The organism is Pseudomonas fluorescens group sp. PF-69 (assembly GCF_054481235.1).
This window is the reverse complement of sequence record NZ_JBTMNC010000001.1, coordinates 129079-147200: the sequence shown is the minus strand read 5'-3', so window position 1 is coordinate 147200 and position 18122 is coordinate 129079. Positions and strand designations below refer to the sequence as shown.

Below are 18122 nucleotides of genomic sequence, written 5' to 3'. Positions count from 1 at the left end.
AATCCGTTCTTCATAAAACGATAGCCGTAAAAAAGCCCCGCATCTCGTCAAGAGAGCGGGGCTTTTCGTATTTTTGGCGCTTAGATCTGTTCAGCCCACAGGTCATATTCGTCGGCGTCGGTCACTTTGCACCAGACCTTGTCGCCCGGCTTCAGGTTGCTGCCGTTGTCGATGAACACGTTGCCATCAATTTCCGGGGCATCGAAGAAGCAACGGCCGACTGCGCCTTGCTCGTCGACCTCATCGACCAGCACTTCGATTTCACGGCCGATGCGCAGTTGCAGGCGCGCCGAGCTGATCGCCTGCTGGTGCGCCATGAAGCGCTCCCAGCGATCCTGTTTGACTTCGTCCGGGACGACTTCCAGATCCAGATCGTTGGCTGGAGCGCCTTCGACCGGCGAATACTGGAAGCAGCCGACGCGGTCGAGTTGCGCTTCAGTCAGCCAGTTCAGCAGGTATTGGAAGTCTTCTTCGGTTTCGCCGGGGAAGCCGACGATGAAGGTCGAACGGATGATCAGGTCCGGGCAGATCTCGCGCCAGTTCTTGATGCGCGCCAGGGTCTTGTCTTCGAACGCCGGGCGTTTCATTGCCTTCAGTACTTTCGGGCTGGCGTGCTGGAAAGGGATGTCCAGGTACGGCAGGATCTTGCCGTCGGCCATCAGCGGGATCAACTCATCGACGTGCGGGTACGGGTAGACGTAGTGCAGGCGAACCCAGACGCCCAGGGTGCTGAGGGCCTCGCAGAGTTCGGTCATGCGGGTTTTCACCGGCGCGCCGTTCCAGAAGCCGGTGCGGTATTTCACGTCGACGCCGTAGGCACTGGTGTCCTGGGAGATGACCAGCAGCTCCTTGACGCCGGATTTGACCAGGCGCTGGGCTTCGTCGAGCACATCACCCACTGGACGGCTGACCAGTTTGCCGCGCATCGACGGGATGATGCAGAAGCTGCAGCTGTGGTTGCAGCCTTCGGAAATCTTCAGGTAGGCGTAGTGGCGCGGGGTCAGTTTGATCCCTTGAGGCGGCACCAGGTCGATCAGCGGGTTGTGATCCTGACGCGGCGGCACGACTTCATGCACGGCGTTGACCACTTGTTCGTACTGCTGAGGGCCAGTGACCGCCAGCACGCTCGGGTGCACGTTGCGGATGTTGCCTTCTTCGACGCCCATGCAGCCGGTCACGATGACCTTGCCGTTTTCCTTGATGGCTTCGCCGATCACTTCCAGGGATTCCGCCTTGGCCGAATCGATGAAGCCGCAGGTGTTGACGACCACTACGTCCGCATCCTGATAAGTGGACACGACGTCATAGCCTTCCATGCGCAGCTGGGTAAGGATGCGCTCGGAGTCGACCAGTGCTTTCGGGCAACCCAGGGATACGAAGCCAACCTTTGGATTGGCCGGCGCAGGAGTGGTGGACATGTCTAACCTCGGTGTTTTGTGACGCCTCCAGCCGTGATCGGCAAGGCGACAGATGGACGCTTTATCGCGCCTCTGATCAAAAAGTGCGCAATTCTAGCGATGGCAAGCGCACTTGACCAGCTTTATGCAGGGAAATACGACGAGTGCTGCGCTATGCTTCGCGCCGTTAGGCTTTACCGAATTTTTACAGTCATCAAAACGTCTGTAACGCGAAGTAAAACAGCGCATGCTGCACGACAAAGCATAGTGCTTCTTCAAAAGAAGCCCGAGTCTGGGTAGTAGGAGTGGTGGATGGGTCAGGCAAGTAGTCAGGCTGCGGGCGCCGGGCATTCGACGGCAAAGCCGATCGGCATGCTGGTCGCGGCGGTTGGGGTGGTATATGGCGATATCGGCACGAGCCCGCTGTACACCCTCAAAGAGGTGTTTACAGGCCACTATGGCGTTCCGGTCAATCATGACGGCGTGTTTGGGATTCTGGCGCTGATTTTTTGGTCGCTGGTCTGGGTCGTTTCGATCAAATACGTGCTGTTCATTCTGCGGGCAGACAACCAGGGCGAAGGCGGGATCATGGCGCTGACGGCGTTAGCTCGTAGCGCTTCCTCGCCCTATCCGAAGCTGCGGGCAACACTGGTGATTCTCGGTCTGATTGGCGCGGCGCTGTTTTATGGCGACAGTATGATCACCCCGGCGATTTCCGTACTGTCGGCGGTGGAAGGTCTGGAGTTGGCGTTCGAGGGGCTGGAACGCTGGGTCGTACCATTGGCCTTGATCGTGCTGGTGGCGTTGTTTCTGATCCAGAAGCACGGCACTGATCGCATCGGCAAGCTGTTCGGCCCGGTCATGGTGCTGTGGTTCGTGGTGCTGGGTCTGCTTGGCGCCAACGGTATTGTGCAGCATCCGGAAGTCCTGAATGCGCTGAACCCGATGTGGGGCGTGCGGTTCTTCATCGTGCATCCGGGCATGGGGGTTGCGATCCTGGGCGCCGTGGTGCTGGCCTTGACCGGGGCCGAAGCGTTATACGCCGACATGGGCCACTTCGGCCGCAAGCCGATCGCCCGTGCCTGGTTCGCCCTGGTGCTGCCGGCGCTGGTGCTCAACTACTTTGGCCAGGGTGCCTTGCTGCTGGAAAACCCGGAGGCGGCGCGCAACCCGTTCTACCTGTTGGCGCCGAGCTGGGCGTTGATCCCGCTGGTGGTGCTGGCCACCCTGGCCACGGTGATTGCTTCGCAAGCGGTGATCTCCGGCGCGTTCTCGTTGACGCGTCAGGCGATTCAACTGGGGTACATCCCGCGCATGCACATTCAGCACACGTCCAGTGCCGAGCAGGGGCAGATCTACATTGGTGCGGTGAACTGGGCGCTGATGGTTGGCGTGATCCTGCTGGTGCTTGGCTTTGAATCCTCCGGCGCGTTGGCCTCGGCCTATGGTGTGGCGGTAACCGGAACCATGCTGATCACCAGTATTCTGGTCTCCGCTGTGATGCTGTTGTTGTGGAAATGGCCACCCGTGCTGGCGGTGCCAATCCTGATCGGTTTCCTGTTGGTGGACGGGCTGTTTTTTGCCGCCAACGTGCCAAAAATCATTCAGGGTGGTGCCTTCCCGGTTCTGGCGGGGATCGTGTTGTTTATCCTGATGACCACCTGGAAGCGCGGCAAAGAGTTGCTGGTGGATCGGCTGGACGAGGGCGGCCTGCCGCTGCCGATTTTCATCAGCAGTATCGCCGTACAACCACCGCATCGTGTTCAGGGCACCGCTGTATTCCTCACGGCGCGGCCAGACGCCGTGCCTCACGCGTTGTTGCACAATCTGTTGCATAACCAGGTGCTGCACGAGCAAGTGGTGCTGCTGACGGTGGTGTATGAGGATATCCCGCGTGTGCCGTCATCACGACGGTTCGAGGTCGACGCCTATGGTGAGGGTTTCTTCCGGGTGATCCTGCACTTCGGTTTCACTGACGAGCCGGACGTACCGCAAGCGCTGAAGCTGTGTCATCTGGATGAACTGGACTTCAGTCCGATGCGCACGACCTACTTCCTCAGCCGTGAGACGGTTATCGCCTCCAAGCTTGAAGGCATGGCCCGCTGGCGTGAGGCGCTGTTCGCCTTTATGTTGAAAAACGCCAACGGCAACCTGCGTTTCTTCAATCTGCCGCTGAACCGGGTGATCGAGCTGGGTACCCAGGTCGAGATGTAAGCCTGAATCAAAAGCCCCCGGTGCCTTGCGGTATCGGGGGCTTTTTGTTGTCTGGCAATTGAATGAACCTTGCGCGAATACCCTGGGGGAGAGAGCCTGGTCGCGAAGGCGGACTGACATTTAACCCCTGTGTTGACTGACCCACCGCTTTCGCGAGCAGGATATGTAGTACTTGCTGAAATGAAAAAGCCCCCACGCTCATGAAGCGGTAGGGGCTTTTTTGTTTGCGCGGGTCACATCACTCCTGTGCCGTCGCCTCTTCCTTGGCCTGGCGTTTTATGATGATGTCCACCAGCCGCTTGGCCAGGGCCGGGTAGTTCTCGTCGAAGTGGTGACCGCCAGGCAGTTTGATGGCTTCGCCCACGGCGGTCTTGTCGGTGCAGCCGCTTTCGTCGACTTCTTCTTCACCGTAGATGCACACCACTTTGGCGGCAGGCAGCTTGGCCATTTCCGGGCCGGTGGCGGCTTCTTTGCCAGCATTGCCAAGCCAGCCTTCGACTTCGATCTCGAAGCTGCCGGTGCGGGCGAAGGCCAGCAGGATGATCGCGTCGACGCGCTGCTGCTCGGACTCTGCCAGGCGGTTGTAGATGGCTGGCAACACATCGGCACCAAACGAGTAGCCGGTGAGGATGAAACGCTTGGTGCCCCATTTCTGGCGGTAATGCTGCATCAGCTCGGCAAGGTCCAGGGCGCTTTGCTCGGGACTCTTGTGCTGCCAGTAGTAGCGCAGGGTGTCGATGCCGACCACCGGGTAGCCGATCTTCGCCATTTCGCCCGCCACGTCGCGGTCGAGGTCACGCCAGCCACCATCTCCGGACAGGAACAGGGTTACGGTGTCCTTGGCCTGGCCCGCTGGCACTTCGACCACCGGGATCTGCAGGCCGCCTGCGGCCTTGTCGCCGCCAACGAGGATCTTGCGCAGCTCGTTGTTCAGCACTTGCGGCAGGTTGATGTCGTAGTCGCTGATGCTGGTTTCGGCGTTGGGCTGGTCGCGCACGAAGCCGGCGCTGGTGTCATCCGGGTTGTCGTTCCACGCCACCAGCCAGTGGCCGTGGGAGGCGCTTTTTGGCAACAGGTGCGTGCAGCCACCCTTTTCCAGGGCCAGGTCGACCGAGACAGCCTGGGCCTTGTCGTTTTTCTGTTCGGACAACCAGCGCCAGGCGAGTACTGCGCCGGGGCCGATGCCGCTGACCAGGGTTGCCGGGCCTTTGAGTTCTCTCAGACCCGACTGCAGGGCGCGGCTTTGCAGCAGGCAGTCCTTGGGCAGGATCACCTGGACAATCTGCGCTGAGCCGCTGCGGCTCAGGGTCATCAATTGTTTGTCGCTGAGCTTCTGTTCCTCGGTGACCGCCACCAGCACCTGGGCGCGTGGCGTGGTCCCGGAGATGACGCGGGTCATCGCCGCGCCATCGGCCGGGGTCAACAGTTCGAGGGTCGGTTCAGGTGCCGGGCGTTTCAAGTACCAGTAGCCACCACCGAGAATCAGGGCCAGCACTACCAGCGTGCCCAGTACGTACCGCAAGGAGCGTTGAATCATCAGCGTTTCACCAATCCAGTCAAGCCGCCCGCGATCAGGGCAGCAGTATCGGCCAGGGCAACCAGCGGATCGAGTCCGGCGGGCACGGCCATATAACGGGGTTCCCAGTCTGGCTGGAACTTGTCTTTGAAGCGGCGCAAGCCTTGGAAGTTGTAGAGCTGCTCACCACGGCGGAAAACCATCGAGCCCAGGCGCTGGGTCAAGGGGGCACCGCGACGGGGTTGCAGCCCCGACAATGGCACCATGCCCAGGCTGAAGCGTGCATATCCATGATTTTTATAGTGCTGAATCAGGCCGACCATCATGAATTCCATGGTCAGTTTGGGCGCGTCCGGGTGCGCGCGCATCAGGTCGAGGCTGGCCAGGTCATGGCTGTAGGTCTCGAGCAGGTTGGCGAACGCCACCGGGCGCCCTTCGAAACGAATCACCGCTATGCGGAAATGCTTGAGGTAGTCATCGCTGAAGCGGCCAAGGGAGAAGCCTTTCTCGCGTACGTTCTTGCCGGTCAGCCAGGCATCGGATATCACCTTCAGCTCATTCATCGGCGCCTGGCCCGGCTCGAAGATCTCCAGCGACAGGCCGTCGCGTGTGCCACGGTTCCAGGTGTAGCGCAGGTCCTTCATCTCTTTGCCCTTGGCTTCGAGATCGAAGCGATGCAGATCCACCCGGGCTTCTTCGCCGAGTTTGATCGCCGTCAGGCCGATGTCCATGTAGTACGGCAGGTTCTCCGCGCGCACTTGATAGAACACGGGGCGGGCGTGGTGGATGTCGCACAGGTCGCGGAACTGCCAGATCATTTCCGCCCGTTGCTGGCCCGGACCGATCGGGTCATACAGCGCCACCAGGCTGCGGCCACGGCGGGCGTACATCAGGAACGCTTCGTCGTTGGGGTGAAACAGCAGTGCCTTGTCGCCGGTCAGGGCCAGGCCGCCATCGGGTTGCGCCGAGGCCATCAGAATCCTGCTGGCGCGCTCCAGTTCATCGGGTGTCGGCAGGTGGATGACCGGGCGCGCAGTGCGCAGCAGCCAGGTCAGGGACACCACAACCAGCAGCACGGCGGCACCGAGCAACGAGCGCAAGCCGCGGGGGGCGTCGGCGTCGAGGGTGAACTGCCACCAGAGCTGATGGCTGTACGGAACGTCCTGATAGGCAAACAGCAGCAGCCACATCGAGGCGCCCAGCACGCACAGGCTGGCCACCAGATAGAGTGGTGAGAACGGCACTTCCGTCAGGCGGCTGGGGCGATAGAACGAACGCCGGAAGACCCCCAGCAAAGCTGCGGTCAGGGTCATCAGGCAGGCTTCTTCCCAGTCGAAGCCCTTGAGCAGCGAAAGCAGGGCGCCCACCAGCAACAGAATGGTGGTGAGCATCCACGCGGCCGACAGTCGACGACGCAGGCCCTGGGCCAGCAACAGGCACAGCACGCCAATCAGGCTGGCGCCAAAGTGCGAGGCATCGACCAGTCGATGGGGAATCAGAAAACCGATGTGTTCCAGTCGGGTGTCGATTTCCGGCGTGGCGCCGGAAAACAACAGCACCACGCCGGACAGGAACACCAGCACCGCCAGAATCGGCGCAGCCAGGCCCGATGCCGCCCGCAGGGACTGGCGCGTCTGGAATACGCGCTGACCTTCGTTGATCAGCAGCAACAGGCAGGCCACCAGCATCGGCAGTACGACGTAGATCAGGCGATACAGCAGCAGGGCGGCGGCCAGTGGCGCGGCACCGAGTTTGTCGGAGAACGCGGCCAGCAAAATCGCCTCGAATACACCGACACCACCCGGTACGTGGCTGAGTACGCCGGCGGCCAGGGCCAGCAGGTAGACCAGCAGAAAGGCGCCGAAGGGCGGTGCTTCCGGCAGCAGCAAGTAAAGCACGGTGGCGGCGGCGGCAACGTCCAGGGCCGTGATGATCAATTGCAGGAAGGTCAGGCGACGCCCTGGCAGGCGCAAGGTGCGACGCCCGACCTTGACCATCAGGTTGTCCGCATAAGGTTGTTCCGGCAAGCGACGACGGTAGATGCCGATGGCCAGTACCGAAAACAGCAGCAATACGGCAGTGGCTACGGCACCCAGCAAGATTTCGGAGAGACCCAGTGCGACGGAGGCCGCTGGCAGGTCGCTGAGCGTCGCCAGCGCGGCGAGCGGTGGCAGGGCGCACCCTAGCGAAAGGCTGGCGAACAAGGTCATGTGGGCGACCTCGGCGGCCCCCAGACCGTGACGCGCATATAAACGGTAGCGAACCGAGCCGCCTGACAGCATCGAAAGGCCGATGGCATTACCAATGGCGAATGCGGTGAAGCCTCCCAGTGCCAGGGTTCGCGGCGCCAGGTTCGCGCCGGCGTAGCGACTGGCCGACCATTCGTAACCCAGCAAAATGATGAAACCCACCACGGTAGCGCCCACGGCACCCAGCAATGCGGGTTTGGGAACGTCGAGGATCGAGTCGTGCAGAGCGTCCAGATCGAGCTCGCTCAACAAATGACGGCAGGCAATCAGCGCGATCGCGAACAGCAGCAGGGTCACCGCCAGGCCGATGGGCTGACGGTATTTGCTGACCAGATCGAGCAGGCGCAGGCGCTCCGCCTTGATCGGTTGTGTCGCTGTGACGGTGTCTTGTGAATCAGACGAGTTGGCGCGCATCAATCACCTCTTGGATTGTGCGCGACAGGATGGGGGTATCCAGCCAAGTTACCAATCCCTGTAGAAAAAAATAATCACAAATATTAACGCCTATCACCGGCTCTCGGCGACGGCACGTCATCCGTCGTAGAGGGCCAAGTCTGCGATTGAGCATAGTCGGAACTCAGCGCATCGGTGGCCCCGGACGGCTCACTACACAGTGACAGATCATTGTTGCGAAAGGGTTTTTTCAACAGATACAAAAAAGGCCACTCTTTCGAGTAGCCTTTTTTGATGTTTGGTTGCGGGAGCCGGATTTGAACCGACGACCTTCGGGTTATGAGCCCGACGAGCTACCAGACTGCTCCATCCCGCGTCTGTGTGGCGGCATTCTATAGAGATACGCCGGAGTGTCAACCGTTAATCCTGAACCTGGTCAAATAAACGTAAAAACGCGGCAAACGGTCGCAGGTGAGGCTTAAGTTTCGGAATCGGAACGGTTTCTGGTTTTGCCGTGGCGCTGGTGCGTACCCTTATGGTGCGCCTTCTGCACAAAACAGGCACGCACAAAAAAGGCCACTCTTTCGAGTAGCCTTTTTTGATGTTTGGTTGCGGGAGCCGGATTTGAACCGACGACCTTCGGGTTATGAGCCCGACGAGCTACCAGACTGCTCCATCCCGCGTCTGTGGATCGGCATTCTATAGAGATACGTCAGCGTGTCAATCATAAATTTCGATAAAACCTGTTTCTGTTCAATCGCTTAGCTTGCTTTTGACGGTATGTGGCAGGGCTGTAAGTCATGCGTGGCAAGGCTTTCAGCTCTATTGGCGTAAGTAATTCGATTGAAAAAATAAATTTATCGGAAGCTATCCTACGATTGGAAAAGAACATTCCGACTACTGGTGCTATATACAGGTGTCAGTGAGATACTGCCCGTCTGACACGGCATGACGCCGTTTCTTCACCCTGAACACCACGTTGATATGACCCAGCGAAAAATCATCCACGTCGATTGTGACTGTTTCTATGCCGCCATCGAGATGCGTGACGACCCGCGCCTGGCCGGTAAACCCCTGGCGGTAGGTGGGTCGGCGGATCGGCGTGGGGTGATCGCGACCTGTAATTACGAAGCGCGGGCTTATGGTGTGCGTTCGGCGATGTCCTCCGGGCATGCGTTGAAGCTGTGCCCGGACCTGACCATCGTCAGGCCGCGAATGGATGCCTACAGAGAGGCGTCCAAGGAAATTCACACGATTTTTCGCGATTACACCGATATCATCGAGCCGCTTTCCCTGGATGAAGCCTATCTCGATGTGTCAGACAGCGCGCATTTCGGCGGCAGTGCCACGCGAATTGCCCAGGATATTCGCCGACGAGTGTCCAATCAGTTGCATATCACCGTTTCAGCAGGCGTGGCGCCGAACAAATTTTTGGCCAAAATCGCCAGCGACTGGAAAAAGCCCAACGGTTTGTTTGTCATCACGCCGGATCAGGTCGAAGACTTTGTCAGCGGCTTGCCGGTGAACAAGTTGCACGGGGTCGGCAAGGTCACTGCGGATAAGTTGGCCAAACTTGGAATTGCCGATTGTCTGCAATTGCGCGAGTGGGAAAAGTTGGCGCTGGTGCGGGAATTCGGCAGTTTCGGTGAGCGACTCTGGAGTCTGGCCCGTGGGATTGACGAACGCCAGGTGCATAACGACAGTCGCCGACAGTCGATCAGTGTTGAAAATACCTACGATGTCGATCTGCCCGATTTGCGGAGTTGCCTGGATAAGTTGCCGGAACTGCTGGAAACCCTGAAAACCCGCATGGAGCGAATCGACAGCAGCTATCGGCCAGGCAAGCCGTTCGTCAAAGTGAAGTTTCATGACTTTACCCAAACCACACTGGAGCAGGCCGGGGCAGGGCGGGATTTGGGCAGTTATCAGTTGATGCTGACCCAGGCGTTCAATCGCGGCGGTAAGCCGGTGCGATTGTTGGGTGTGGGAGTGAGGCTGGAGGATTTGCGCGGCGGGTTCGAGCAGATGGAATTGTTCGAGCGGTAGTTCCAGGGTGCCTGCCAGGCACCTTCGCGGGCGATTCGATTTGCCCGCGATGCTCTGAGCGTTTAGTTCGGCCCCGGATCTGCTACCAGTCGTCCGGCATCCTTGGTCAGTGCCTTGAGGAATTCGGTCTGCAGTTCGGGATCGTTACGGGTCAGTTCGATCAGGCTTTGTTCCAGTTCACTGGCTTCTTCCTCCAGCCCCAGTTCCGACAGGCGTTTGACCCGGTGTACCCATTGGCTCACTTCGTCGTCTTCGAGGTCGTCGTAAATCAGGCCGTGGGCTTCGAGCAATTTGCCGCGCAGCGTGCCGCTGAGCGCCAGGGACGAATCGCTATGCACATCGCCCTTTGAGTCATCGACGCTGATCTGCAGCTTACCCAGATGATTGAGGTCATATTCGGCGAACGGGCTGTCCAGCAGATTCAGGCGCAAGACGCCATTTTTGTCGGTGGTCAGCTCGAAGGTTTCCTTGCCGGCCTTGACCTCGACCGGGCGTTCGCTCCACGGCAGGCTCGAGTATTCCTTGCGCTTGTCGCGCTGGACTTCATCGATACCAGCCAGGTTCTGTTGCGCACGACCGTTGGATTGGACGTTCATGAACGGGTTGAGTCCGGCGAAACCGTAGCTGAGCCAGTCCTTGGTCATGCTGTCGGGAAGATTGCCCAGGGCAAACACGTTGACCACGTTCGCGCCCACGCCGCCCACCACCGCCACTGCGCCCAGCGGGAACTCGTAGATCTCCCGCCAGGGTTGATAAGGCGTATAGCGATCGTAATGACGGGTGACTTCGAACTCGGTGACTTCGAAGGTCTTCTGCTCGTGGATCTTTACCCGGCGTTGCGGGAGCTCAAGCACCTTGGGCTCACCGACATCGATCTGCAGGCTGTGATCGAGCAATTTGCGCTCGACACGTTCCTCGTGCTCGCTGCGTTGTGACATGTGATTGGCACAGCCGCTGACCAGCAGGGTGCCGCACAGGGCGGCACCACCGAGGCCTAAGGTGTTTCGCTTGAACATGACGTCTCTATCTGGTTTCAGCGGCGGATACGGGCCTGCAGGAAAGACAGTACGTCAGCGACCGGCAGCGCTTGCGGCTCGGCCTCGGTACGGCTCTTGTATTCCAGGTTGCCTTCGGCGAGGCCGCGGTCACTGACCACGATCCGGTGAGGAATGCCGATCAGCTCCATGTCCGCGAACTTGATGCCCGGGCTGGTTTTCTTGTCGCGGTCGTCCAGCAGCACTTCGAAGCCGGCTGCAGTCAGTTCTGCATACAGCTTGTCGGTGGCTTCGCGAACCAGCTCGGTTTCGTAGCGCAGTGGTACCAGGGCGACCTGGAACGGTGCCAGCGCGTCGCTCCAGATGATCCCTTTTTCGTCGTTGTTCTGCTCGATGGCAGCGGCAACCACGCGGGAAACACCAATGCCGTAGCAGCCCATTTCCAGGGTGATCGGCTTGCCGTTCTCGCCCAGCACTTCGCACTTCATCGCTTTGCTGTACTTGTTGCCCAGCTGGAAGATATGCCCGACTTCGATGCCGCGCTTGATCTCCAGGGTGCCTTTGCCATCCGGGCTTGGGTCGCCGCTGACGACGTTACGCAGGTCGGCAACGGTCGGAACCGGCAGGTCGCGTTCCCAGTTCACGCCGAAATAGTGCTTGTCGTCGATGTTCGCACCGATGCCGAAGTCGCTCATCAGCTCGACCGAGCGGTCGATGATGATAGGCAGTGGCAGGTTCAGCGGGCCGAGGGAGCCGGCGCCGGCGCCGATGGCGTCGCGCAGTTCGGTTTCGGAGGCCATGACCAGCGGGCTGGCAACGCCAGGCTGGTTGGCGGCCTTGATTTCGTTCAGTTCGTGGTCGCCACGGATGATCAGGGCAATCAGTTTGCCTTTCTCTTCAGCGTGAACCACGAGGGTCTTGATGGTCTTCTCGATCGGCAGGTTGAAGCCTTCGACCAGTTGCGCGATGGTCTTGGCGTTCGGCGTGTCGACCAGGCGCAGTTCTTCTGTTGGTGCTGCGCGGGAGGTTTCGCGCGGTACGGCTTCAGCCTTCTCGATGTTCGCGGCGTAGTCGGAACCGTTGCTGAAGACGATATCGTCTTCGCCGGACTCGGCCAGTACATGGAATTCATGGGAACCGGCACCGCCGATGGAGCCGTTATCGGCTTCAACCGGGCGGAATTTCAGACCCAGGCGGGTGAACACGTTGCAGTACGCCTGATGCATGCGGTCGTAGGTGATCTGCAGCGATGGCTGGTCAGCATGGAACGAATAGGCGTCCTTCATGATGAATTCGCGGCCGCGCATCAAACCGAAGCGTGGGCGGATTTCGTCACGGAATTTGGTCTGGATCTGGTAGAGGTTGATCGGCAGCTGTTTGTAGCTGCTCAGCTCGTTGCGCATCAGATCGGTGATGACTTCTTCGTGGGTCGGGCCGGCGCAGAAGTCGCGACCGTGGCGATCCTTGAAGCGCAGCAATTCAGGGCCGTACTCCTCCCAGCGACCGGATTCCTGCCACAGCTCTGCCGGTTGAGTGCTCGGCATCAACACTTCAAGCGAGCCGGCAGCGTTCATTTCTTCACGAACGACGGCTTCGACCTTGCGCATCACTCGCAAGCCCATCGGCAGCCAGGTATACAGGCCTGAGGCGAGTTTACGGATCATGCCGGCGCGCAGCATCAGCTGGTGGCTGATCACGACCGCGTCGGAAGGCGTTTCTTTCTGTGTGGCGAGCAAAAATTGACTGGTGCGCATGGTTGGCCGTTGTCGGTTGCTGATGACGAGAAATGACGGAGCATTGTACGGGCGAGATCCGCTGTCGTACAGAAGTGCGGCCGGCGGTGTGGCAGGAGGGCGGGAATCTCTGCGCCCTCTGCAAGGTTTCCTTCAGGTGTTTCTTACGATTCCTCCGCGACCTGGGTCGGAACCGGTTCCGGCGTCGGTGTCGGTCCTGCGCGGCGGCTTTCCTGGAACCAGTGCAGGGCGATCAATACCAGGGTCGGAACGCCCAGCAGGGCGGTGATTAGGAAGAAGTTGTGATAGCCGAACTTTTCCACCATGACGCCTGAGTAGCCGCCGATCAGGCGTGGCAGCAGGAGCATGATCGAGCTGAGCAGGGCGTATTGGGTCGCGGAGAATTTCAGGTTGGTCAGGCTCGACAGATAGGCGACGAAGGCGGAAGTCGCCAGGCCCGAGCTGAAGTTATCCAGTGAAATGGTCACGATCAGCATGTTCAGGTTGGGGCCCATGTCCGCCAGCATCAGGAACAGCAGGTTGGTCGCCGCCGATGCGGCGCCGCCGATGAACAGGATCGGCAGGATGCCGAAACGCACGATCAGCAGGCCGCCCATGCCGGCGCCCACCAGCGTCATGATCAGGCCGAAGATTTTGCTGACGCTGGCAATCTGATCCTTGGTGAAGCCCTGGTCGATGTAAAAGACGTTGGCCATCACGCCCATGACCGTATCGGACATCCGATAGGTGGCGATCAGCCCAAGCAGCAGCAGGGCTTGCCAGCGGTAACGCAGAATGAAGTCGTTGACCGGCGTCAGCACTGGCGCCAGGCCACGGCGACCCATGGTCGACAGGCACAGCGCAGTCAGCGTGGTGTAGAGAATTGCCCGAAGGAACGCGCGGTCCTCGAGCAGCAGATCGAGCAGGCTCACACCATGGAACAGCACGCTGGCAAAGTCGGTGTTGTAGAGCTGGGTGAACATGGCCGGGAAGGACACTAGCAGTACGATCAGTACGAACACTGAAGCCAGTTGATGCGCGAAGCTATAACGCCCGGCCTGCAGTTGGGTGCGCAGCGGGACCGGTGGTTCGCGCATGAAGAGGGAGGTCAGCAGCGCCGGGATCATCAGGGCGCCGAACAGCACGTAGGTGCCGGTCCAGGCGGAGTGCTGATAGTTGAAACCCGTGGAGCCGAAGCCTTCGGCGAAGAACAGGGCGCCTGCCGTCGCCAGCAAAGCGGCAATCCGATAGCCGGACATGTAACTGGCGGCGAGGGCGGCCTGGCGACTGTCTTCGGCAATCTCCAGGCGGTAGGCGTCCACGGCGATGTCTTGCGTTGCCGAGGCGAATGCGACAATGACCGCGATGGCGATCAGCCATGAAAGGTGTTTTTGCGGGTCGCAAAAGCCCATCCCGATCAGGCCGAGGATCACCAGCGATTGCGACAAAACAAGCCAGGAGCGTCGTCGACCGAGCTTGCCCAGCAGGGGCAGGCGCCATTGGTCGAGCAATGGCGACCAGACCCATTTGAAGGCATAGGCCAGACCGATCAGGCTTGCATAGCCGATGGTTTCGCGAGCCACACCGGCTTCGCGCAGCCAGACCGAAAGAGTCGAGAATACCAGCATGTACGGCAGGCCGGCGGCGAAACCCAGCAGTAACAGTACAAGCGTCGAGGGGCTGGCATATGCGGCGAGCGCGGCGCGCCAGGTTTTACGGGGCATGGGCTGGAGTCTGCCTCAAGAAATACGGAAACAAAGCGCGCACTCTAACCGCTGTGCTCTACCGGGCGCCAGCCATGGCGCTGAATATCAACACGATTGTTCAGGATACTGATGCCCTCCATGCGCAATCGGGCGCGTTGTTCGTCCCCGGATGGACTGCCCGCGGGCAGGCTGATGCGCCCGCCGGCGGCGAGTACGCGGTGCCAGGGCAATTTGCTGTCGCCGGGCAACTGGCTCAGTGTCCGCCCGACCCAGCGGGCGGCGCGCCCCAGTCCGGCCAGTTCGGCCAATTGGCCATAACTCACCACTTTGCCCTCCGGCACTTGTGCGAGTGTCAGGTAGAGCGCCGTGCGTCGGATTTGTGCCGCACTCTCGGTGTCAGTGGTTGGTTCGATCACGTCCGGGGTTCCTGAAAAAGTTCGCAGTACCGTCTGTAGAGTAAATCCTTGATCGTCCATTGAGAAATGAACTCAATAGATACGGTCGGGGTCAGTCCTAGCCAGGGCCTTATTCCTGCGAATAAGGCCAATTCTTTTCGCGTACCTGAGCCTGTATTTGCTTATGTTCTCCAGAACCGTGTTGTGTCTCGCCATCGCCAGTGCTTCTACCCCCTTGCTCGCGGATACCGTGTGGTTGAAGAACGGTGACAAGCTGAGTGGCAAGATCATTCTGTTCGATGGTGGCAAGCTGTTGATCCAGACCGAGTACGCCGGCGCGGTCCCCATTGACTGGAAGCAGGTCAAAACCCTGGAAAGTGATCAGGAACTGTTGGTCAAGCAGGACGCCTACACCGGCGAGAAGGCCAAGTCGTTGCATGCTGCGGACGATGGCAAGGTCATTTTGGCCAATGGCGAGGCTCCCAAGACGGTCGAGCTGGCCAGTGTCCAGCAGATCCTCAAGCCCAAGCCGGTGGTCGAAGACTTGGTATGGAAGGGCAATATCGACGCGGCCCTGGATTACCAGCGTGCGGACAAAGACACCGATGATTACGACATCGACTTCAAGACCACTGCGCGCCATGGCCGTTGGCGGCACATCGCTGAAGGCGAATACAACCGCGAGTTCCAGGATGACGTTGTCACGACGGACAACTGGCGGGCCGAATACTCCCTCGACCGCTTCATCACCGACAAATGGTTCTGGGAAGGTCGTCTGGTATACAAGCGCGACAAGGTAGAAGACCTGTCTCGTCAGCGTACAGTGGGTACCGGTCCTGGCTATCAGTTCTGGGATGACGAGTTGGGTGCATTTTCCCTGGGGTCGCTGGTCAATCGCACTGATTACGAGTTCAACGATGGCAGCAAGGAGAATTTCTATTCCCTGGCCATGAAGTGGGATTACAACCGTTACCTGATTGCCAAGAAGGTGGAGTTCTTCACCAATGGTGAGGTGGCCAAGCCGTTGTCGGGCGTGGCCGACTACGCGCTCGATGCCGAGATGGGGCTGCGCTATAAAGTGACCGACTGGGCGTCGCTGAACCTGAAGGCCGAGAGGGATATTGTCAGTGGTTCCGATGAGGCTGACTTGAGCAAGACCCGTTACACGGCAGGGTTTGGCGTGACTTGGTAAGTGCTGAAAAACGCAGCTTCGGCTGCGTTTTTCTATGCCTGGAAAAACACGCAGGCACAAAAAAGCCCCGCTGTTGAGGGCGGGGCCTTTTACTAAAGCAAGTACAAGTTAGATAACTTGAACTTCTTCAGCTTGCATGCCTTTCTGACCGCGGGTAGCGATGAAAGAAACCTGTTGGCCTTCTTTCAGGCTTTTGAAGCCGTCGGATTGGATAGCTTTGAAGTGAACGAACAGGTCGTCACCGGATTGTGGAGTGATGAAGCCGAAGCCTTTTTCATCGTTGAACCACTTAACGGTACCGGTTTGGCGATTAGACATGGTGTAACTCCTTGAACAAAGATAACTGCGACTCAGGAAGAACCCTGGCCGAGACTGAGTGCAAAGAGCAGGAAAAATTCTTGTAGATGGTTGGATCGAAATTCAACATATCGTGTAGAGATTCTCAGTGACACAAGCAGCACAGTGACGCCACCTTAACCCTTTTTCCGGAACGTGCCAATGTTTCTTGCGAAGGTTTCTCGGTTTTCGTGATCGACGGTGCATCCTATTGTTTCAAGGGGCCAGGGATTTCGCATGATCGTCGAGAATTGTGCCCCGGTCTTTGAACCCGAGGGCGTGCCCCGGTAAGATGCCGGACAGATTTTTTCCACCTCGCTATTCAGGACACCCGCCATGAGCATCAAATCGGACAAGTGGATTCGCCGCATGGCGCAAGAGCACGGCATGATCGAGCCCTTCGTGGAGCGTCAGGTGCGCGGCAGCGATGATAGCCGTGTGATCTCCTATGGCGTGTCCAGCTACGGCTACGATGTGCGTTGCACCAATCATTTCAAGGTGTTCACCAACATCAATTCGGCTATCGTCGACCCGAAAAACTTCGATGCTGGCAGCTTCGTCGACATCCACAGCGACGTATGCATCATTCCGCCGAACTCCTTCGCCCTGGCCAGCACCGTCGAATACTTCCGCATTCCACGTAATGTGCTGACCATTTGCCTGGGTAAAAGTACCTACGCGCGTTGCGGCATCATCGTCAACGTCACGCCGCTCGAGCCTGAGTGGGAAGGTCACGTGACCCTGGAATTTTCCAACACCACCAACCTGCCGGCGAAAATCTACGCCAATGAAGGCGTGGCACAGATGCTGTTCCTTGAGTCTGACGAAGAGTGTGAAGTGTCTTACAAGGACCGTGGCGGCAAGTATCAGGGCCAGCGTGGCGTGACCCTGCCGCGGACCTGAGTCAGCCGTCTGACGAACCGTGGGAATTCCTGGGCGAGCGTACACTCTATGGAGTGTACTGCTCTGATTCGCGCAACGCGGACCGGACCATCGCTCAGGAGTGCTTTATGAAGATCGACCCGCGAATAAGTGCCGAACTGGCAAGTCTTGAGCCCAATCAGGTTGGCGTCTTGGCCTGGTCCTTGTTGGCACACCCGCCGATCAGCATGGCAGGAGGCATCCCCGGCCAACCTGATCCCGATACCCCCAACGAACAGCCCACCGAGCCCGGTGAGCCCACCCTGCCGGATGAGCCGCCCCCCGCCCCTGTGGCCTGATTGCCTGCGCAGAAAAATGAATGGTCAGTCAGCTGAGGTCTGTGAAGACTTCAGCTGACTGGCCATATTTCGTTGTCGCCGATGACAAAGATCCTGCAGTTGTCGTCCCGGCGGACTTCATGGCCACCAGCAAACGCATCGAAAGCGGTGCCGCTTGTGCGTCGGCGCGTGTGAAGTTCGCTCCGGTGTTGATCGACTCATATCCGGCAATAACTGTAATCGCCGTCGAAACCTATTTCCGATCCGGCCGTGTTTTTATTCCGGCGTTGCTCGTTCTGCGACTTTTTGGAAAAGGTCAGCGTCGGGCAGTTATTTCGCCTATGAAAAGGACATTCAGATGAATACAAATCGATCGGGGCATTTAAGTGCCGATGTGAACACGGCCGGCGATCCCCAACCGTTTCGCGTGACGCACGGACTCTACTTCCATGATCGGCCAGGCATCCACTGTATCGAGGCTGATAACGGGAAGGGGACAGCGTTTTATGTCTATCTGCCGGTAGGAATCCAGAGTGGCAGTTTCAGTCTGGGGCTTAGTGAGCGGTCCCCCATGGTTATCCATGTGACGGGCAACTCCGAAGCCGAGTTGTATCGAGGCGCGCTTGATTTGACCGTGGGTGGCGATGCGCAGTTTGCCGGAAGCTTCAGTGGGTTAGATGCGGACGGTCTGGAAGTGACCAATGGAAGTTTCAGGCTTGAGCACGATGCGAGTGCTTGATGTTTGAGTGAG

At 59.0% G+C, this 18122-nt stretch carries 15 protein-coding genes, 2 tRNA genes and 1 pseudogene; 7 read left to right on the top strand and 11 right to left on the bottom strand.

The genetic code is table 11. The features are described from left to right. Positions 1-80: 80 nt before the first annotated feature. The gene (rimO, locus tag ACX3YF_RS00730) at positions 81-1418 is read right to left on the bottom strand and encodes a 30S ribosomal protein S12 methylthiotransferase RimO (RefSeq protein WP_130211154.1); all 1338 of its coding nucleotides are present in this window, start codon (positions 1416-1418) and stop codon (positions 81-83) included. Between the two features lie 291 nt (positions 1419-1709). Between rimO and ACX3YF_RS00725 the strand changes: the two genes are divergently transcribed. Further along, the gene (locus tag ACX3YF_RS00725; RefSeq protein ID WP_130211152.1) at positions 1710-3611 is read left to right on the top strand and encodes a potassium transporter Kup; all 1902 of its coding nucleotides are present in this window, start codon (positions 1710-1712) and stop codon (positions 3609-3611) included. A gap of 238 nt (positions 3612-3849) precedes the next feature. Here the strand turns inward: ACX3YF_RS00725 and ACX3YF_RS00720 are convergent, their stop codons facing one another. The 4 genes from ACX3YF_RS00720 to ACX3YF_RS00705 form a co-directional block, all read right to left on the bottom strand. Next, a complete protein-coding gene (locus ACX3YF_RS00720; RefSeq protein WP_458973292.1) occupies positions 3850-5148 on the bottom strand; it encodes a virulence factor family protein in 1299 nt (432 codons plus the stop codon). After that, positions 5148-7790 carry a bifunctional lysylphosphatidylglycerol flippase/synthetase MprF gene (mprF, locus tag ACX3YF_RS00715; protein ID WP_448645913.1) on the bottom strand — a complete coding sequence of 881 codons (2643 nt, stop codon included), beginning with the start codon at positions 7788-7790 and terminating at the stop codon, positions 5148-5150. Before mprF ends, ACX3YF_RS00720 begins: the two co-directional genes overlap by 1 nt. A 278-nt stretch (positions 7791-8068) precedes the next feature. Next, positions 8069-8145: transfer RNA gene (locus tag ACX3YF_RS00710), tRNA-Met, on the bottom strand. Between the two features lie 230 nt (positions 8146-8375). Next, positions 8376-8452, bottom strand: a tRNA-Met gene (locus ACX3YF_RS00705). 301 nt (positions 8453-8753) lie between these two features. On the opposite strand from ACX3YF_RS00705, the gene dinB reads away from it, so the two are divergent. Beyond that, positions 8754-9815 carry a DNA polymerase IV gene (gene dinB, locus ACX3YF_RS00700; RefSeq protein ID WP_130211148.1) on the top strand — a complete coding sequence of 354 codons (1062 nt, stop codon included), beginning with the start codon at positions 8754-8756 and terminating at the stop codon, positions 9813-9815. A gap of 62 nt (positions 9816-9877) precedes the next feature. On the opposite strand, the gene ACX3YF_RS00695 is transcribed toward dinB, so the two are convergent. The 4 genes from ACX3YF_RS00695 to ACX3YF_RS00680 form a co-directional block, all read right to left on the bottom strand. After that, positions 9878-10831: a hypothetical protein gene (locus ACX3YF_RS00695; protein WP_458973291.1), complete on the bottom strand. Its 954-nt coding sequence runs from the start codon at positions 10829-10831 to the stop codon at positions 9878-9880. 17 nt (positions 10832-10848) lie between these two features. Further along, positions 10849-12564 carry a proline--tRNA ligase gene (locus ACX3YF_RS00690; RefSeq protein WP_130211146.1) on the bottom strand — a complete coding sequence of 572 codons (1716 nt, stop codon included), beginning with the start codon at positions 12562-12564 and terminating at the stop codon, positions 10849-10851. Between the two features lie 143 nt (positions 12565-12707). Further along, positions 12708-14267, bottom strand: coding sequence for an AmpG family muropeptide MFS transporter (locus ACX3YF_RS00685; protein ID WP_448645915.1), 1560 nt, complete (start codon positions 14265-14267; stop codon positions 12708-12710). Positions 14268-14311: 44 nt separating this feature from the next. After that, positions 14312-14665: an MGMT family protein gene (locus ACX3YF_RS00680; protein WP_130211144.1), complete on the bottom strand. Its 354-nt coding sequence runs from the start codon at positions 14663-14665 to the stop codon at positions 14312-14314. Between the two features lie 163 nt (positions 14666-14828). Between ACX3YF_RS00680 and ACX3YF_RS00675 the strand changes: the two genes are divergently transcribed. After that, on the top strand, positions 14829-15836 hold the full coding sequence (locus ACX3YF_RS00675; protein ID WP_130211143.1) for a DUF481 domain-containing protein: 1008 nt from the start codon (positions 14829-14831) through the stop codon (positions 15834-15836). Positions 15837-15944: 108 nt separating this feature from the next. Here ACX3YF_RS00675 and ACX3YF_RS00670 read toward each other — a convergent pair whose 3' ends face one another. After that, positions 15945-16154, bottom strand: a complete 210-nt coding sequence (locus tag ACX3YF_RS00670; RefSeq protein ID WP_002554837.1) for a cold-shock protein — start codon at positions 16152-16154, stop codon at positions 15945-15947. A 354-nt stretch (positions 16155-16508) separates the two neighbouring features. On the opposite strand from ACX3YF_RS00670, the gene dcd reads away from it, so the two are divergent. Together dcd and ACX3YF_RS00660 are read left to right on the top strand one after the other, a co-directional pair. Then, entirely contained in the window at positions 16509-17075 is a 567-nt protein-coding gene (gene dcd, locus ACX3YF_RS00665) for a dCTP deaminase (RefSeq protein ID WP_007904652.1), read from the top strand. A gap of 107 nt (positions 17076-17182) precedes the next feature. Further along, positions 17183-17392: a hypothetical protein gene (locus ACX3YF_RS00660; protein WP_047526427.1), complete on the top strand. Its 210-nt coding sequence runs from the start codon at positions 17183-17185 to the stop codon at positions 17390-17392. Positions 17393-17442: 50 nt separating this feature from the next. On the opposite strand, the pseudogene ACX3YF_RS00655 reads toward ACX3YF_RS00660, so the two are convergent. Then, positions 17443-17538 (bottom strand): annotated as a pseudogene (locus ACX3YF_RS00655) (ligase-associated DNA damage response endonuclease PdeM); the annotation flags it as partial. Here ACX3YF_RS00655 and ACX3YF_RS00650 point away from each other — a divergent pair. Together ACX3YF_RS00650 and ACX3YF_RS00645 are read left to right on the top strand one after the other, a co-directional pair. Continuing rightward, a complete protein-coding gene (locus tag ACX3YF_RS00650) occupies positions 17512-17733 on the top strand; it encodes a hypothetical protein (RefSeq protein ID WP_130210954.1) in 222 nt (73 codons plus the stop codon). The pseudogene ACX3YF_RS00655 and the gene ACX3YF_RS00650 sit on opposite strands and share 27 nt — an antisense overlap. Continuing rightward, positions 17730-18110 carry a hypothetical protein gene (locus ACX3YF_RS00645; protein ID WP_130210955.1) on the top strand — a complete coding sequence of 127 codons (381 nt, stop codon included), beginning with the start codon at positions 17730-17732 and terminating at the stop codon, positions 18108-18110. Before ACX3YF_RS00650 ends, ACX3YF_RS00645 begins: the two co-directional genes overlap by 4 nt. Positions 18111-18122: the final 12 nt, after the last annotated feature.

Bases quoted from the DNA above. Each gene is read 5' to 3' on its own strand.
- rimO (WP_130211154.1), bottom strand. From the start codon at position 1,418: ATGTCCACCACTCCTGCGCCGGCCAATCCAAAGGTTGGCTTCGTATCC.
- ACX3YF_RS00725 (WP_130211152.1), top strand. From the start codon at position 1,710: ATGGGTCAGGCAAGTAGTCAGGCTGCGGGCGCCGGGCATTCGACGGCA.
- ACX3YF_RS00720 (WP_458973292.1), bottom strand. From the start codon at position 5,148: ATGATTCAACGCTCCTTGCGGTACGTACTGGGCACGCTGGTAGTGCTG.
- mprF (WP_448645913.1), bottom strand. From the start codon at position 7,790: ATGCGCGCCAACTCGTCTGATTCACAAGACACCGTCACAGCGACACAA.
- dinB (WP_130211148.1), top strand. From the start codon at position 8,754: ATGACCCAGCGAAAAATCATCCACGTCGATTGTGACTGTTTCTATGCC.
- ACX3YF_RS00695 (WP_458973291.1), bottom strand. From the start codon at position 10,831: ATGTTCAAGCGAAACACCTTAGGCCTCGGTGGTGCCGCCCTGTGCGGC.
- ACX3YF_RS00690 (WP_130211146.1), bottom strand. From the start codon at position 12,564: ATGCGCACCAGTCAATTTTTGCTCGCCACACAGAAAGAAACGCCTTCC.
- ACX3YF_RS00685 (WP_448645915.1), bottom strand. From the start codon at position 14,267: ATGCCCCGTAAAACCTGGCGCGCCGCGCTCGCCGCATATGCCAGCCCC.
- ACX3YF_RS00675 (WP_130211143.1), top strand. From the start codon at position 14,829: ATGTTCTCCAGAACCGTGTTGTGTCTCGCCATCGCCAGTGCTTCTACC.
- ACX3YF_RS00670 (WP_002554837.1), bottom strand. From the start codon at position 16,154: ATGTCTAATCGCCAAACCGGTACCGTTAAGTGGTTCAACGATGAAAAA.
- dcd (WP_007904652.1), top strand. From the start codon at position 16,509: ATGAGCATCAAATCGGACAAGTGGATTCGCCGCATGGCGCAAGAGCAC.
- ACX3YF_RS00660 (WP_047526427.1), top strand. From the start codon at position 17,183: ATGAAGATCGACCCGCGAATAAGTGCCGAACTGGCAAGTCTTGAGCCC.
- ACX3YF_RS00650 (WP_130210954.1), top strand. From the start codon at position 17,512: ATGGCCACCAGCAAACGCATCGAAAGCGGTGCCGCTTGTGCGTCGGCG.
- ACX3YF_RS00645 (WP_130210955.1), top strand. From the start codon at position 17,730: ATGAATACAAATCGATCGGGGCATTTAAGTGCCGATGTGAACACGGCC.